Here is a 15192-nt window from a genome sequence, read left to right as displayed (position 1 = left end):
TACAGGAGGCGCAACGTGACACCTCGCGAGCCAGGTCGTTCGCAAAGCTTGTCGCCGTGCAATTCTCAGAGCAATTCCGTTGGTCGCAGCGGTGCCGCGCGGCGGATCGCTCGGCTAGCGGGGCTGGCCGGCGCGCTGGGTTTGCTGGCCGTCACCCTGAGCGGTTGCAGCTGGTCTGAAGCGCTGGCCCTGGGCTGGCCTGAGGGCATCACACCGGAGGCACACGTCAACCGGGAGCTGTGGGTCGGCGCGGTGATCGCCTCCCTGGTGGTCGGTGTCATTGTGTGGGGCCTGATCTTCTGGTCGGCCACCTTCCACCGGAAGAAGAAGACCGACACCGACTTCCCGCGCCAGTTCGGCTACAACATGCCGCTGGAGCTGGTTCTCACGGTCACGCCGTTCCTCATCATCTCGGTGCTGTTCTACTTCACCGTTGTGGTGCAGGAAAAGATGCTGCACCACAACGGTGACCCCGAGGTTGTTGTCGACGTCACGGCGTTCCAGTGGAACTGGAAGTTCGGCTACCAAAAGGTCGACTTCCACGACCACACCCTGACCTACGACGGTGCCGATGAGGCGCGTAATCGTGCCATGGAATCCAAGCCGGAAGGCAAGGACGAGCACGGCGAGGAACTGGTCGGGCCGGTGGCCGGACGTAACACCGAGGACCGCACCTACCTGAACTTCGACAAGGTCGAAACGCTGGGAACCACGTCCGAGATTCCGGTTCTGGTGTTGCCCGCCGGCAAGCGGATCGAATTCCAGCTCAACTCGGCCGACGTGATCCACGCTTTCTGGGTGCCGGAATTCCTGTTCAAGCGCGACGTGATGCCCAACCCGGCCGCCAATAATTCGGTCAACAGGTTCCAGGTCGAGCAGATCACCAAGACCGGAGCGTTCGTCGGGCACTGCGCCGAAATGTGTGGCACCTACCACTCGATGATGAATTTCGAAGTCCGCGTTGTGGCCGCTAACGATTTCAAGGCCTACTTGCAGCAGCGTATTGCCGGAAAGACCAATGCCGAGGCGCTGCAGGCGATCAACCAGCCACCGCTGGCGATTACCACCCACCCGTTCGAGACCCGGCGCGGCCAACAGGCCCCGATGCCCGTAGGTTAGGACACTCAATGCACATTGAAGCCAGGCTGTTTGAGTTCGTTGCCGCGTTCTTCGTCGTCACGGCGGTGCTGTACGGTGTCGTGACCTCCATATTCGCTACCGGTGGGGTCGAGTGGGCCGGCACCACGGCGCTGGCGCTGACCGGTGGAATGGCCTTGATCGTGGCCACCTTCTTCCGCTTCGTGGCTCGCCGGCTCGATACCCGGCCTGAGGACTACGAGGGCGCTGAAATCAGCGATGGGGCAGGGGAATTGGGTTTCTTCAGCCCGCACAGCTGGTGGCCGATCATGGTGGCTTTGTCCGGTTCGGTGGCCGCAACCGGCATCGCATTGTGGCTTCCGTGGCTGATCGTCGCCGGCGTGGTGTTCATCCTGGGATCGGCGGCCGGTCTGGTCTTCGAGTACTACGTGGGTCCTGAGAAGCACTGACTCGAGCCGGGAAGGTCACAATCAGAGCATCAGTTGATCAGTGGCCAGTTAGCCAAGACTTCTGTGAGCTACCCGGTTGGGTAGGGTTTTGATGCACAGTGAGAATGCACCGAGCGGGCGTGCACAGATGCAGCTGCGGAGCACCGCGCTTTGGTGAGTCAGTTTGGACAGGGTAGGCAAACATGAGCGGGCCGAATCCGCCGGGATGGGAACCTGACGAACCCGACCCAGCTGGCGATTCCAGCGCTGAACTGGAACCCTTTGGCGACACCGACGATGAGCCAGACGACGCTCTTGCAGGCGGCGAACTCGAACCCGTCAGCGAGAGCGGCCAGATTGAGCCGGTAGACTCCGCGCAGGAATCGGAAGCGTATTCACGGGCCTATTCGGCGCCGGAGTCCGAGCAATTCATCAGCGGGGCCTACCTGCCGGCAGATCTCAGTCTTTACGACTATGACGGCTACGACGACTCGCTCGACGAAGAGGATGAGCCAAGCACGCCACGCTGGCCCTGGGTGGTTGGGGTGGCGGCGATAATGGCCGCCATAGCGCTGGTGGCATCGGTGTCGCTGCTGGTGACGCGCACCGATTCCACGAAGCTCGCCAATCCCGCAACCACGTCATCGGTACCGCCGGTACAGGACGAAATCACGACGACCAAGCCGCCGCCCCCTCCGCCTCCTCCGCCGCCACCGCCTAGTACCGAGATTCCGACAGCGACGGAGACGCAGACAGTGACGGTGACACCTCCACCCCCGCCGCCTCCGCCTCCGGAGACCTCTGCGGCGCCGCCACCGGCGGCTACTACTCCGACGACACCGGCGGCTGCGCCGCCCCCCACCACGACGACTCCTGCGGGGCCGCGGCAAGTTACCTATTCGGTGACCGGTACCAAGGCACCCGGTGACATCATTTCGGTGACTTATGTGGACGCTTCAGGCCGGCGAAGGACCCAGCACAACGTGTATATCCCCTGGTCGATGACCGTCACTCCGATTTCGCAGTCCGATGTGGGCTCTGTGGAGGCCTCCAGCCTGTTCCGGGTGAGCAGGCTCAACTGCTCGATCACCACCAGTGACGGGACGGTGCTGTCGTCCAACAGCAACGACGGACCGCAGACGAGCTGCTGATGCTCGGTAAATACTCCGCGTACCGGCGTGGACCGGAAGGCGTTGTCGCTCCCGAAGTCGTCGACCGAATTCTCATCGGGGCGTGTGCGGCGGTCTGGCTGGCGCTGGTGGGCGTAGGTGTGGCCGCCGTGGTCGCGTTGGCCGATCTTGGCCGGGGCGTACAGAAGATATCGAAGGACTCGCACAGCAGTTGGGTGTTGTACGCGGTCATCGTAGTCTCGGCATTGATCATCGTCGGGGCGGTCCCGATGCTGTTGCGGGCGCGACGGATGGCCGAGACTGGACCGCTGGTGACCTCGGTGCCATTGCGTAGAACGGGCGGGCAGCCGTTGCGGACGGCCAACGCCACGATGCGAGCCGCCGACCGTAGCGCGCGTCGGGATCACGCAAATGGGCGCCCGGAGGGCACGGAGTGGTCTAGCGAGGCGGTGGACCGCGTTTGGTTGCGTGGCACCGTGGCCCTGGTCGGGACGATAGGGATTGCTTTGATTGCCGTTGGCGCAGCGACCAATCTGATGGCGGTCGGTCACGACGGTGCGTCCTGGGTCGCCTACGGGCTGGCTGGGATCGTGACCGCAGGAATGCCGGCGATCGAGTGGTTCTACGTGCGCCAGTTGCGTCGCGTCTCGGTCAAATAGATCTCGGCCGGATAGGTCTCGGTCAGGCACCAGCCGGCGACTTCCCCGGCGTTCGTCCCTATGGCTGTCGTGGTTCAGACGCCTGAGATGCCTCGGATGCCGGGTGGGGGAGGGGAGAGGTGTTGGCTATCTCGACCGGTGCTGGTGTAGCGCAGTCGGGGACCGGCTGAGGGCACGAATTCCCCACGGACGAGCGATGGTTGGCGGATGGCCTACTCGCGGTCCGGGCCAGCGAGTGCCGGTGGCCATGATGGGGTCATTGGGTTCAATCGGTTCTGTGGGTTTATTGGGAAACCCACTTGGCGCCGCCCCAACGGCCACCTAGCGCGACGCCATAGAACCAAGTAGCAGGGCCCAAAGACGCCAATAGGCCGGCTCCCGAAAGCGGGTCGAGGTGACTCCGCTTGGGGGACCGGGCCTGGCCAGTGGTTGCTACCCGTCGAGGCTAGTGATCGCCCTCGCCGTTGGACGTCTCGTTGAGGCTGTCCTGGTATTCGCGCAACGCTGTCAGAGCACGGTGTTCGGCGGCGTGACCCGCCTCGCGCAGTGCCGCGTCCTCCGATGCCGGATCGGCGGTCAGGAAGCTACCGCTACCCGGCGATCCCGCCGAGCCCAGCTTGTTCATTCGCTTGGGCAATGGAGCGCCCTGGTAGTCCAGCGGAAGCGGATGACCATGCTCGTCGACCGGACCGAGCGGCTGGTGCAGTTCGATGTAGGCACCGTGCGGCAGTCGCTTGATGATGCCGGTCTCAATACCGTGCTCGAGCACCGCACGGTCGCTGCGCTGCAGTCCGATGGACCACCGGTAGCTGATGAAGTAGACGAACGGCGGAAGAATCACCATGCCGATACGTCCGATCCACGTCGTTGCGTTCAACGAGATGTGGAACTTCAGCGCGATGATGTCGTTCATCGCCGCCAGCGTGAGCAGCATGTAGAACGAGATCGCCATCGCTCCGACTGCGGTACGAACCGGAGCGTCACGCGGCCGCTGCAGCAGGTTGTGGTGCGCGTAGTCGCCGGTAAACCGCTTCTCCAGGAAGGGGTAGACGATCAGGAGCATGAAAATGAGACCCATGATCAGAGCGACCCACACCGGTGCCGGAATGGTGTGGTGCCAGAAGTAGAACTCCCATGGCGGCCAGATACGGGCCAGGCCTTCGGTCCACATCATGTAGAAGTCGGGCTGCGACCCTGCCGAGACGTGGGCCGGCTTGTAGGGGCCCAGATTCCAGATCGGGTTGATCTGCAGCAGACCGCCCATCAAACCCAGCACACCGGTGATGGCCGCGAAGAACGCACCAGACTTGACCGCGAACACGGGCATCACTCGGACACCGACGACGTTGTGCTCGGTGCGGCCCGGGCCGGGGAACTGGGTGTGCTTCTGGAACCACACCAAGGCCATGTGCATCCCGATCAGCGCCAGGATGATTCCCGGCAGCAACAGGATGTGCAGGGGGTACATGCGCGGGATGATGTAGCCCGCCGCGGTGCAGTCGTCGCCCACACCACCGCAGGGGAAATCGCCGCCGAACAACGCCCAGTGCAGCCAGGTGCCGATCACCGGCATCCCCAGCGTGATCGAGGAGAGCGCGGCCCGCAAACCGATGCCGGAGAGCAAGTCGTCAGGCAGTGAGTAGCCGAAGTATCCCTCGAACATGGCCAGGATCAGCAGCAACGAACCGATGATCCAGTTGGCCTCACGTGGCCGCCGGAATGCGCCCGTGAAGAAAATACGTGCCAAGTGCACCATGATCGCCGCGGCGAACATCAGTGCCGCCCAGTGGTGTACCTGGCGGACGAACAAGCCGCCACGCACCTCGAAGGAGATGTCGAGTGTCGACGCGTAGGCCTTCGACATCTCCACGCCGCGCAACGGCTGGTAGACGCCGTTGTAGGTGACGTCCATCATGGACGGATCGAAGAACAGCGTCAGGTACACGCCGGTGATCAGCAGCACGATGAAGCTGTACAGCGCGACCTCGCCGAGCAGGAACGACCAGTGCGTCGGGAAGACTTTGTTGAACTGTCTGCGCAGCGCTGCAGCGGGGTGGTAGCGCGTATCAATGTCCTCGGCCTGGCGGGCTAGGACATCACCGATCTTCGGCGGACTGAGTTTCGGGCTCATGATGTTGTGCGCTCCCAGAATGCCGGTCCAACGGGGTCGATGAAGTCGCCGTTGGCGACCAAATATCCCTCGGTGTCGATTGTGATAGGCAACTGTGCCAGCGCACGCGCGGCCGGGCCGAATATCGGCTTGGCGAAATGCAGCGCGTCGAACTGGGATTGGTGACACGGGCACAGAATTCGGTAGGACTGCTGCTCATACAGCGAAGACGGGCAGCCCAGGTGAGAGCAGACCTTGGTGAAGGCGAAGAGTTCTCCGAAGTTGAAGCTTTCTTGGCCTTGGCGCTTCACCACGCGGTGCATGTCGGTGGGCTTGATCCGAATCAGCATCACGGGGTTGCGGACGCCCATTGAGATCCGTTGCAGCTTTTCGTGGGATTCGACGGTGGTGCCGTCGCCGTCGGACTCCCGCCAGGGAAACACCGTCTCCATCCCGCCGGCGTCCAAGTCCTCGGGGCGCACCTTGGTGTACGGAGGCCCGTCACCGAGTCCGGTGGCTCGCGCCAGATAGATCGTCTCGCCGTGGAAACGCGGGGTCCAGCCCGAGGTCCACAGCACGGCCTTCTTGCCGTCAGCGGTGGGGACCACCGGCTTCCACGGGTTCTTGATGAGGCCGCCGGCAAACGCAACCAAGGTGCCGAGCCCGAACGCGCCCAGACCCACGCCCAACGACGCGCCGACCATCTTGCGCCGTCCGATCGTGGAGGCTTCGAAGGCGTCGGCGAGGTTGGCCACCACCGTCTTGCGGTCTACCTCGCGGGAGGCGCCGTCATGGCGATCTTGGATGGTGATCTCTTCGGGGATAAAGCGTTTCTGGAAAAGCACCGCGCCGATCGCGATCGCCAGTACGGACATCCCGAAGGTCAACCCGTACAGCGGGGTGGCAAGGGAGTAGAGCAGGTTGCCCTTGTCTCCGCTCGGCTTGTACTCCCACGGCCAGAAGAGGAAGACCAGCAGCAGCGCCAGGCCGAAGAACCCACCCAGCAAAAGCCAGAGGGCCACGCCGCGCTCCGCGCGCTTCTCCGCCTTGGTGCCCTCTACCGGCCAGCGAGGTTCCTTGTGGGCGATGCGCACGCCGTCGATGCTGCCGCCCAGCTCCAGCAGTTCTTGCTGGGACATTTCGGCCAGCGCGGCCTCGTCGGGCTCGCGCGAGACGCCGGTTTCCGTTGAGCCGTCGCTCATGATCGCGCCCCAATCCACAGTGCCAGCCCAATGGCGGCGACCATACCGATGATCCATATCGCCATGCCCTCAGGTGCGGGACCGAATCCACCGAGTCCGTAGCCGCCGGGCTGCCGCTCCTCGGCGGCGTTGCGAACGTAGGCGATGATGTCCTTCTTCGCGTCGAATGACAGCTGACGGTCGGAGAACTTCGGCATGTTCTGCGGACCCGTCAGCATCGCGGTGAGGATCTGCTGCTCGTTGGCGGGCCCCAGATCCGGCGCGAACTTGCCGGAGGACAGCGCCCCGCCCTTGCCCGTGAAGTTGTGGCAGGAGGTGCAGTTGAGGCGGAACAGATCACCGCCGCGGCCCAGATCATCTCCGCGCAGCGACTTCATCGCGAGGCTGCCGTCGGGGTTGCGCACCACGGTGGGGCCACCGCCGTTGGCTTGCACGAACGCGCCAAGAGCGTCGGTTTGTGCCTCATCGAAAATCGGCTCTTTGCGCTGTGCCTGCGCTTCGCCGCGCATGGCTGGCATCCGGCCCGTCGATACCTGGAAGTAGACGGCGGCCTCGCCGACTCCGATCAAGCTGGGGCCGTGGTCGGGCACGCCTTGCAGGTTGGCGCCGTGGCAAGACACACATGAGGTGTCGAACAACTGCTTGCCGGTGCGAAGCAGTGCGGCGGAAGACTCGTCGGCGACGGCTACCTGCGGGGCGGGTGTGAGTACGGCCGCCACGCCGCCAGCGATGGTCAGGGCTATCAACAGCAGCAGCCCACCCGATAACCGGCGATGAAGACGCCGTCGTGCGCGACTAGTTCGCTGTTCTGATCGGTGACTACGCGGGCCGCGCAGCGCCCCGACGAGTCGCCGGGCAACCGGCTCACTGCCACCGGATCGGGTGAATCCCAGTTTCTTCAACTGAGCTCTCCTGTTCGTTTCCTGATCGTGCCTGTTTGGGGGCTGCCAGCTGTTATCGAATGAAATAGATAACGGTGAACAGCGCGATCCACACGATGTCGACGAAGTGCCAGTAGTAGGAGACGACGATGCTGGCGGTTGCCTGGGCCGGGGTGAACTTACTCATCCCGGTCCGCACCAGCAGGAATATGAACGCGATCAGACCGCCCGTGACGTGTAGCCCGTGGAAGCCAGTGGCCAGATAGAACACGCTTCCGTAGGCGCTGCCGGGGATGGTCGTCCCATGAGTCACCAGGTGGTAGTACTCGTAGCCCTGGCCCAGGACAAAGAACAGACCCATCAGGAAGGTGATCACATACCAGCGGCGTAGCCCAAACACGTCGCCGCGCTCGGCCGCGAACACCCCCATCTGGCAGGTGAACGACGACGCGATTAGCACCAACGTCACCGGCACGGCCTGATAGAGATTCAGCTCCGTGGGCGGTGGCGGCCACTTCCCGCCGGCTTGCGAGCGCGCGGTGAAGTACATAGCGAACAACCCAGCAAAGAACATCAGCTCGCTGGAAAGCCACACTATGGTGCCGACACTGACCATGTTGGGTCGGTTCAGCGAATGCACGCGCGACGTGATGGCAGTACCCGAGGTCCCTACAGCACTCGTCACATCCGCAAGTATGACGCTTTGTAGTTGTCGAACTCTACCCGGGGCTGAAATTCGCTTCCGAGAGTCGCGTCGGCGCTGCGTTTGCGCCGGTCGCGGCCAACCGGTGGGCGGGCGATAGGAGGTAGTCGGACGCATGGGACTATCGGGCGCGTGGTGCTGTCATCCGAAGCTTCATCCGCGGCCGACCACTCGGCGGCCGCACCCATACCGACGTCCTCGTGGCCGCAGCTGCTCGGCCGGCTAACGGAGGGCAAGCATTTGGAGCCGGGTCAGGCGGGCTGGGCCATGGAGCAGATCATGAGCGGCAACGCGCGGCCCGCCCAGGTCGCCGCTTTCGCCGTCGCCATGAAGATGAAGGTTCCCACCGCGGGCGAGGTCGGCGAGCTGGCCGACGTGATGCTCGCCTACGCGCGTCCGATGCCGGCCGACTTGATCCGCGACGACACCGTCGACATCGTCGGCACCGGTGGCGACGGGGTCAACACGGTGAACCTGTCCACTATGGCGTCCATCGTGGTCGCCGCCGCGGGTGTGCCGGTGGTCAAGCATGGCAACCGAGCCGCCTCGTCGTTGGCCGGCGGCGCGGACACCCTGGAGGCCCTTGGGGTGCGCATAGACCTGGGGCCCGATCAGGTCGCGCGCAGCCTCAACGAGATCGGGATCGGGTTCTGTTTCGCGCCGCAGTTTCATCCGTCCTATCGGCAAGCATCGGTGGTTCGCCGTGAAATCGGGGTGCCCACCGTGTTCAATCTCCTTGGCCCGCTGACTAATCCGGCGCGGCCGCGGGCCGGATTGATTGGCTGTGCTTTCGCCGATCTCGCCGAGATCATGGCCGGTGTGTTCGCCACGCGTGGGTCCAGTGTGCTGGTGGTGCATGGCGACGACGGGCTCGACGAGCTGACTACGACTACGACGAGCACGATCTGGCGTGTCCAGGCGGGAACGGTCGACAAGTTGACTTTCGACCCGGGAGATTTCGGGTTCGCGCGTGCTGAACTGAGCCAGCTACTCGGCGGAGACCCGCAGGCCAACGCGGCCGAGGCGCGCGCTGTCTTGGGCGGTGCAGCCGGGCCTGTCCGGGACGCGGTGGTGCTCAATGCGGCTGGTGCGATCGTTGCTCATGCCGGGCTATCCAGCCGCGCTGAATGGCTGCCCGCCTGGCAGGACGGGCTGCAACGCGCCGCGGTGGCTATCGACAGCGGTGCGGCCGAGCAATTGCTCGCGCGATGGGTGCGGTTCAGCCAGCACGTCTGATTGCCGGCCGCCATCCGGGCGACCACGCGGATTTCCTTGGCTAACCTGCTCTGCGGCCAGCCGCGCCGAACGCGCCGCAGCCGCCCATGCCGCCCACGGTCCGGCTGATCTCAGCGGCGAAGTCCAGCCGGCGGACTCCGCACGGTCGGCGGTGTGCTCAGCGCCGGTGACTCGCACGATCCGCACTCCCGGGGTCGCCAGCCAGCGGGCAATCAGCGCGGTCTCTTCTACCAGCGCGCCGCCGAGTGGCGCCGGTGCCGGCAAGATCGTTTGCGCTCCGGCGTGGAGGGCGTCGACCACCGGCATCGGCGGTGTCCCACGTCGGGAATTACCGGCGGCGGCGAGCTGGCCGTGGCGGATCACCGCGAACTGGTAGCCGCCGCAGCCATCGGGAGCGGCCGCGACCAGCTCGGGCAGGGCTACCAGCGCGCGCAGTCGTTGGCCACGCCAGAGCACTTCGACAGCTGTGGCGATGTGGTCGCGCAGCCGTGCCGCGCTCTCATAGCGGTGCCGCTCGGCCAGGTCGCTGACTTGGTGCACGGCCGCGGTCAGTGCGGTGTTATCCACTCCCTCGATCAAGTCGGCCGCACGCTTGGCCGCGTCGGCGTACCCCTCGGCGGTGACGTTGCGCGCGGCGGGGCAGGCCGACACCTCCAACTCTGGGCAAGCCGGACCATGCAGTGCCGAGCGGGCCAGCCGCTTGGTGCAGGTTCTGACACCGGTGAAGCGCGCCAGCAGGGCCGCCGTTTCTGTCGCGTCGGTGCGCGACCGAAACGGGCCGACAACGCGGTCATGCCGGGGAGCACGAACTACCGATAGGCGGGGAAACGCCTCGTCGGTGAGCGTCACCCACCACCAACGGTGCGGGAACCTCGATCGACGGTTGTACGGCGGTGCATGCGCGGCAAGCATCCGCAGTTCACGGACTCCGGCCTCGAGGGCATGTGCGCGCTCGACATGGTCGACGGCGCCGGCCAGGGCGACCATCTCCTTCATCCGGCCCCGAGAATCGGCGCCGTTGAAGTACTGACTGACCCGGCGGCGCAAGTCGACGGCGGTGCCCACATAGAGGACTTCGCCCGATGGCCCTCGGAACAGATAGATCCCCGGGCGGTGCGGCAGCCGGTCGGCGAGCACTCGCTTGCGACGCTGTGCCGGCGTCACGCCCGGTAGGTATGCACGCAGCTCGGCGTAGGAATGCACGCCCTGGTTGCCCACCCGCTCAATCAGGGCATGCAACACCTCGACAGTGGCGCGCGCGTCGTCGAGGGCGCGGTGTGTGGGTTGGGTGGCGACGGAAAACAAGCGCGCCAAAGCGGCCAACCGCACGCTGGGTGCTTCTTCGCGGCTGAGCACTCGGCGAGCCAGCCGGACCGTGCACACCACCTTCGATCCCGGCCGCGCGATGTCGCAGCGCCCTGCGGCCGCCCGCAGGAACCCGATATCGAACCCGGCGTTGTGGGCGACCAGGACCGAGTTGCCGACGAACTCGAAGAACATCGGCAAGACGGGGTCGATCGTCGGGGCATCACACAGCATGGCCGTGGTGATTCCGGTCAATCGCACGATCTGGGGTGGGATGCTGCGTTGCGGGTCGACCAGGGTCGCGAATTCGCCCAGGATCACGCCACCACGTACCTTGACGGCCCCGATCTCGGTGATGGCGTCCGGCGGCGATGCTTCAGTGCCCGTCGCTCGTCCGCCGGTGGTCTCCAGGTCCACGACCACGAAGGTGGTTTCGCGCAGCGACACGTCGTCTGCCTGGGCGGCCGCCGGGTCAGTGAGGTCGGTGCCCGGTAAGGCGATGTCCGCAAAGGCGGCCGGATCGAGCCCGGTGAGACTCAGCTGAGTTCCACCCGTCGCACCCATGGCCGTGACGTTAGGCACTCGCACCGACATTCGCCGGTTCCCACGCGGCGCGCGCAGACACTCGCACCGGCTGTCAGGGAGTGCTGCCGGATCTCGGCAGGACCAGATCTGTCGGTGGCGCCGGTTAGCGTTCGGCTCAGTTGACAGTGAGCGCAAGACACTACCGAGAGGACCGACCCCAAATGGCACACACCAGCGGAACCGACAGCAAAAGCGGTGCGGGGGCCGAACCGGGCGATCCGGTGGTGATTGATTGTGATGACTGCGCGGTCCGCGGGCCCGCGTGCCGCGACTGTGTAGTCAGCGTCTTGCTCGGGGTCCCCGACGAGTTGATGTACGACGAACGCGTGGCGCTGGAAGCCCTCGCGGATGCCGGGCTGGCGCCAAGGTTACGGCTGGTCCCAATCCGCCGTAACCGAGCGACTGGCGTCGCGTAGAAGTTATGTATGGTGGTGATCGCGCAAAGACGCGCTCCCACATGAAAACTACAGAAATCTTGCTATTTTCTTAACTCTCCCGTTTGGACAAACGCCGATATCATTTCGTAACCTATTTGAGACCTAAACCGGCTCGACGGCACATCGCAGATGGCAGTTTAAGGAAGCAAAATCTTGAGGCTCGACTGTAGGCAATTGACTGCGCGCGTTATCCGGCGGTCCGCCATCGGTTCGTTAGCGAGCTTCACCGCGTTGTCCGGCTTCGTCGCCGCGGGTGCGATGGCGGACCAGGCTGAGGACGCGCTGGCAAAGCTAAACGAGCTATCTCGGCAGGCGGAACAAACCACCGAAGCGATGCACAGCGCAGAGCTCGACTTGGGCGCGAAGCTGGCGGCTCAGCAGGCCGCTGAAAACAAGCTCACTGACGACCAGGCCGCGCTGGACGCCGCCAAGGGGCAGCTGGCCTCGTTCCAGACCGCGGTCAACAAGGTCGCCGCGGCCGCTTACATGGGTGGTCGCGCCAACGGTATGGACACGATTCTGACGGCTCCGTCCCCGCAGCTGCTGATCGACGGCCTGTCGATGCAGCGCGTGATGGCGCACCAGATGGCCACCCAGATGTCGGGTTTCCGGACCGCCAGGGAGCAGGCCGCCAAGGCTGAGCAGGCCTCCGAGAAGTCGGCCGCCGATGCCAAGTCCGCCGCCGAACAAGCTGCGGCCGTGCGGGCAAATCTGCAGCACAAGCAGAGCCAGCTGCAGGTCCAGATCGCGGTCGTCAAGTCGCAGTACCTGGCATTGACTCCGGACCAGCGCACCGCGCTCGCCGATCCAGGACAGGTTCCCGCCGGATTGCCAGGTGCCCCCGGGCCGGCGCCGGAGGGCACACCGCCAGGTGGACCGCCGCCAGCGGGCGCACCGGTGCCGGGTGAGGCCCCGCCGCCCGGTGGAGTGTCCGCGATGCCGTTCACGCCGCCAGACGGTGCCGGCGGCGACCGCGCGGCCGTGGTGCAGGCGGCGCTAACCCAAGTTGGGACGCCCTACGCGTGGGGCGGTGCCGCTCCAGGTGGGTTCGACTGCTCCGGGTTGGTCATGTGGGCCTTCCAGCAAGCCGGCATCGCGCTACCTCACTCCAGCCAGGCGCTGGCCCATGGAGGTCAACCGGTATCGCTGTCGGACCTGCAGCCAGGCGACGTCCTGACCTTCTACTCCGACGCGTCACATGCCGGCATCTACATCGGTGACGGACTGATGGTCCATTCGTCCACCTACGGTGTACCGGTGCGGGTGGTGCCGATGAATTCCTCGGGACCGATCTACGACGCGCGCCGCTACTGACGGCTCTGCCACGGTGCTGCGGCATCGATCCCGATGGTTTTCGATTGCGCTGGCGTGCATATTTGTCATCGAGTTGGTAACGGCTGCCGCCGTAACGCGTCATCCGGATAGTGCGCCACAGCGGTCACTAGCGTCTGCTGAGGATCCTGGCCCGCCGACGGTTGTCATCGGAGATCGGACCGTGCGGCTGATCAACCTCGGCGGCGCGAACTCCGACCTACTGTTGTCGCGCGTCGGGGCGGACATCCGCGGCGCGGTCAATGCGGTGGTGGCCTTCTGGGGCACCGACTGGGCCCGCGAAATCTCGGTGGTGGCCGCCGGTTCAGACGAACAATTCCGAACGGCGGCGGGCGGCGGTACGGCGTCCCAATGGGCTGACATCGCGGCGGTGACTGGGCCGAGCGCTTCGATCCTGGCAGCCGGGCGGTGGCTGGCCAACGAATTGTGTTCGCACCAGGCGCGGTCAAGATGAGCGCCACGGCGCTGCGAATAGTGCTGACCCACGAGCTTTTTCACTACGCGGCCCGCGTTGACACGGCACTTGACGCGCCGCGGTGGTTGACCGAGGGGGTGGCCGATTTCGTCGCGCGGCCGACCACTTCCCAGCCGGCTGAGGCCCCACCCGCAGCTCTGCCGTCAGACGACGACCTCGACATTCCCGGGCCGGCGCGCTCGCGAGCGTATGACCGAGCATGGTGGTTTACCCGATTTGTGGCCGACACCTATGGCACCACCAAGTTGCGCGACCTCTACCTGGCCGCCTGCGGTCCAGGGCATTCGGACTTGCCGCGAGCCGCGCTCGAGGTGCTCGGCACGGATGCTGTCGGGCTGCTCGCCGGCTGGCAGCAATGGATGAGCGTCTCGTCCTGATTCGAGCACGATCCAACGCGTGGCAAAGACCGCTGGATAGTCCACATCGTGGCCAGGCTAGATTGGCCCTGGTGAGTCGGGTCCTGCTGGTAACTAACGACTTTCCGCCCCGTCGCGGCGGCATCCAGTCATATCTGAGCGAGTTCGTCGGTCGCCTCGTTGAGGCCGGGTCGCATTCCATAACGGTCTATGCACCGCAATGGAAGGGTGCGCAGGGGTATGACGACGTGGCCCGGGCCGCGGGCTATCGGGTGGTACGCCATCCCAGCACGCTGATGCTGCCCGTTCCGACAGTCGACAGCCGGATGCGCCGGCTGATCGCCCAGCACGACATCGATACCGTGTGGTTCGGTGCGGCCGCACCGTTGGCTCTGCTGGCGCCGCGTGCGAGGCAGGCTGGTGCGACCCGGGTGCTGGCCAGCACGCATGGTCACGAGGTGGGTTGGTCGATGCTTCCCGTCGCGCGGTCGGTACTGCGTCGAATCGGGGACACCACTGACATTGTGACCTTCGTCAGTCGCTACACGCGCTCGCGATTCGCGCCGGCCTTCGGGCCCGCGGCTTCATCGGAATACTTGCCGCCCGGAGTCGACACCGACCGGTTTCGGCCGGACCCGGCCGCCCGCGCCGAACTTCGCAAGCGCTACCAGCTGGGGGAGCGGCCCACCGTGGTGTGTGTGTCGCGGCTGGTGCCGCGCAAGGGCCAGGACACCCTGATCAAGGCGCTACCCGCGATCCGCCGGAGGGTCGACGGGGCGGCGCTGGTAATCGTCGGAGGCGGCCCCTATCTGGAGACGTTGCGCAAGCTGGCGCGGGACTGCGAGGTGGATGAGCATGTGACGTTCATCGGCGGCGTGCCGGGCGAGGAGCTGCCGACCCATCACGCGATGGCCGACGTGTTCGCGATGCCGTGCCGCACTCGGGGCTCTGGTATGGACGTTGAGGGCTTGGGCATCGTCTTTCTCGAGGCGTCCGCCAGCGGCGTGCCGGTCATTGCGGGTGAATCTGGTGGAGCGCCGGAAACGGTGCAGTACAACAAGACCGGGCTGGTGGTCGACGGCAACTCGGTGGACAAGGTCGCCGGCGCGGTCATCGAGGTGTTGGCCGATCGCGACCGGGCGGCCCGGATGGGTGACGCCGGCCGGCAGTGGGTGACGTCTCAGTGGCGCTGGGACACGTTGGCGGCCCGCCTCGCCGAGCTTCTGCGCGGCGACGATGCCGGCCGGTGAGGCCG

12 protein-coding genes and 2 pseudogenes are annotated in these 15192 nt (G+C 65.4%); 9 read left to right on the top strand and 5 right to left on the bottom strand.

Annotation, left to right across the window (positions count from 1 at the left end; all coding sequences use genetic code 11):
• Positions 1 to 15: 15 nt before the first annotated feature.
• The 4 genes from ctaC (at position 16) to MPSD_RS16325 (ending at position 3315) form a co-directional block, all read left to right on the top strand.
• Complete coding sequence (gene ctaC / locus MPSD_RS16340) at positions 16 to 1119, top strand: aa3-type cytochrome oxidase subunit II (RefSeq protein WP_086085316.1); 1104 nt, start codon at positions 16 to 18, stop codon at positions 1117 to 1119.
• An 8-nt stretch (positions 1120 to 1127) separates the two neighbouring features.
• Positions 1128 to 1547 carry a cytochrome c oxidase subunit 4 gene (locus MPSD_RS16335; protein WP_011741308.1) on the top strand — a complete coding sequence of 140 codons (420 nt, stop codon included), beginning with the start codon at positions 1128 to 1130 and terminating at the stop codon, positions 1545 to 1547.
• 182 nt (positions 1548 to 1729) lie between these two features.
• The gene (locus MPSD_RS16330; protein ID WP_086085317.1) at positions 1730 to 2677 is read left to right on the top strand and encodes an MmpS family transport accessory protein; all 948 of its coding nucleotides are present in this window, start codon (positions 1730 to 1732) and stop codon (positions 2675 to 2677) included.
• Positions 2677 to 3315 (top strand): DUF2561 family protein, encoded by a 639-nt coding sequence (locus MPSD_RS16325; protein WP_020787105.1) that lies wholly within the window; start codon positions 2677 to 2679, stop codon positions 3313 to 3315. The genes MPSD_RS16330 and MPSD_RS16325 overlap by 1 nt, the downstream gene beginning before the upstream one ends.
• Positions 3316 to 3760: 445 nt before the next feature.
• Here the strand turns inward: MPSD_RS16325 and qcrB are convergent, their stop codons facing one another.
• The 4 genes from qcrB to ctaE all read right to left on the bottom strand — a co-directional run bounded on the left by qcrB (position 3761) and on the right by ctaE (position 8193).
• Positions 3761 to 5446 carry a cytochrome bc1 complex cytochrome b subunit gene (gene qcrB / locus MPSD_RS16320; protein WP_086085318.1) on the bottom strand — a complete coding sequence of 562 codons (1686 nt, stop codon included), beginning with the start codon at positions 5444 to 5446 and terminating at the stop codon, positions 3761 to 3763.
• A complete protein-coding gene (gene qcrA / locus MPSD_RS16315; protein ID WP_020787106.1) occupies positions 5443 to 6627 on the bottom strand; it encodes a cytochrome bc1 complex Rieske iron-sulfur subunit in 1185 nt (394 codons plus the stop codon). Before qcrA ends, qcrB begins: the two co-directional genes overlap by 4 nt.
• Positions 6624 to 7463, bottom strand: a complete 840-nt coding sequence (gene qcrC, locus MPSD_RS16310; protein ID WP_036427271.1) for a cytochrome bc1 complex diheme cytochrome c subunit — start codon at positions 7461 to 7463, stop codon at positions 6624 to 6626. The genes qcrA and qcrC overlap by 4 nt, the downstream gene beginning before the upstream one ends.
• A 118-nt stretch (positions 7464 to 7581) precedes the next feature.
• Complete coding sequence (ctaE, locus tag MPSD_RS16305; protein ID WP_011741302.1) at positions 7582 to 8193, bottom strand: aa3-type cytochrome oxidase subunit III; 612 nt, start codon at positions 8191 to 8193, stop codon at positions 7582 to 7584.
• Positions 8194 to 8343: 150 nt separating this feature from the next.
• On the opposite strand from ctaE, the gene trpD reads away from it, so the two are divergent.
• Entirely contained in the window at positions 8344 to 9447 is a 1104-nt protein-coding gene (gene trpD / locus MPSD_RS16300) for an anthranilate phosphoribosyltransferase (protein WP_012394897.1), read from the top strand.
• Here the strand turns inward: trpD and MPSD_RS16295 are convergent.
• A pseudogene (locus MPSD_RS16295) lies at positions 9385 to 11316 on the bottom strand (DEDD exonuclease domain-containing protein); the annotation flags it as partial. The gene trpD and the pseudogene MPSD_RS16295 sit on opposite strands and share 63 nt — an antisense overlap.
• A 182-nt stretch (positions 11317 to 11498) precedes the next feature.
• On the opposite strand from MPSD_RS16295, the gene MPSD_RS16290 reads away from it, so the two are divergent.
• From MPSD_RS16290 to pimB, 4 genes and pseudogenes are all read left to right on the top strand, one after another.
• Positions 11499 to 11753, top strand: a complete 255-nt coding sequence (locus MPSD_RS16290; protein ID WP_012394895.1) for a hypothetical protein — start codon at positions 11499 to 11501, stop codon at positions 11751 to 11753.
• 174 nt (positions 11754 to 11927) lie between these two features.
• Positions 11928 to 13088 (top strand): peptidoglycan hydrolase RipC, encoded by a 1161-nt coding sequence (ripC, locus tag MPSD_RS16285; protein WP_015356166.1) that lies wholly within the window; start codon positions 11928 to 11930, stop codon positions 13086 to 13088.
• A gap of 58 nt (positions 13089 to 13146) precedes the next feature.
• Positions 13147 to 13958, top strand: a pseudogene (locus MPSD_RS16280) (hypothetical protein).
• 71 nt (positions 13959 to 14029) lie between these two features.
• Positions 14030 to 15187 carry a GDP-mannose-dependent alpha-(1-6)-phosphatidylinositol monomannoside mannosyltransferase gene (pimB, locus tag MPSD_RS16275; RefSeq protein ID WP_086085319.1) on the top strand — a complete coding sequence of 386 codons (1158 nt, stop codon included), beginning with the start codon at positions 14030 to 14032 and terminating at the stop codon, positions 15185 to 15187.
• Positions 15188 to 15192: the final 5 nt, after the last annotated feature.

Origin of the sequence: Mycobacterium pseudoshottsii JCM 15466 (genome assembly GCF_003584745.1) — a bacterium.
Classification (GTDB): domain Bacteria; phylum Actinomycetota; class Actinomycetes; order Mycobacteriales; family Mycobacteriaceae; genus Mycobacterium; species Mycobacterium marinum.
The sequence above is the reverse complement of the archived record's forward strand: the minus strand, read 5'-3'. Positions and strand labels throughout refer to the sequence as shown.

What these genes read in the sequence shown, in the direction of transcription:
- MPSD_RS16335 (WP_011741308.1), top strand. Translation starts at nt 1,128, where the DNA reads ATGCACATTGAAGCCAGGCTGTTTGAGTTCGTTGCCGCGTTCTTCGTC.
- MPSD_RS16330 (WP_086085317.1), top strand. Translation starts at nt 1,730, where the DNA reads ATGAGCGGGCCGAATCCGCCGGGATGGGAACCTGACGAACCCGACCCA.
- MPSD_RS16325 (WP_020787105.1), top strand. Translation starts at nt 2,677, where the DNA reads ATGCTCGGTAAATACTCCGCGTACCGGCGTGGACCGGAAGGCGTTGTC.
- qcrB (WP_086085318.1), bottom strand. Translation starts at nt 5,446, where the DNA reads ATGAGCCCGAAACTCAGTCCGCCGAAGATCGGTGATGTCCTAGCCCGC.
- qcrA (WP_020787106.1), bottom strand. Translation starts at nt 6,627, where the DNA reads ATGAGCGACGGCTCAACGGAAACCGGCGTCTCGCGCGAGCCCGACGAG.
- MPSD_RS16290 (WP_012394895.1), top strand. Translation starts at nt 11,499, where the DNA reads ATGGCACACACCAGCGGAACCGACAGCAAAAGCGGTGCGGGGGCCGAA.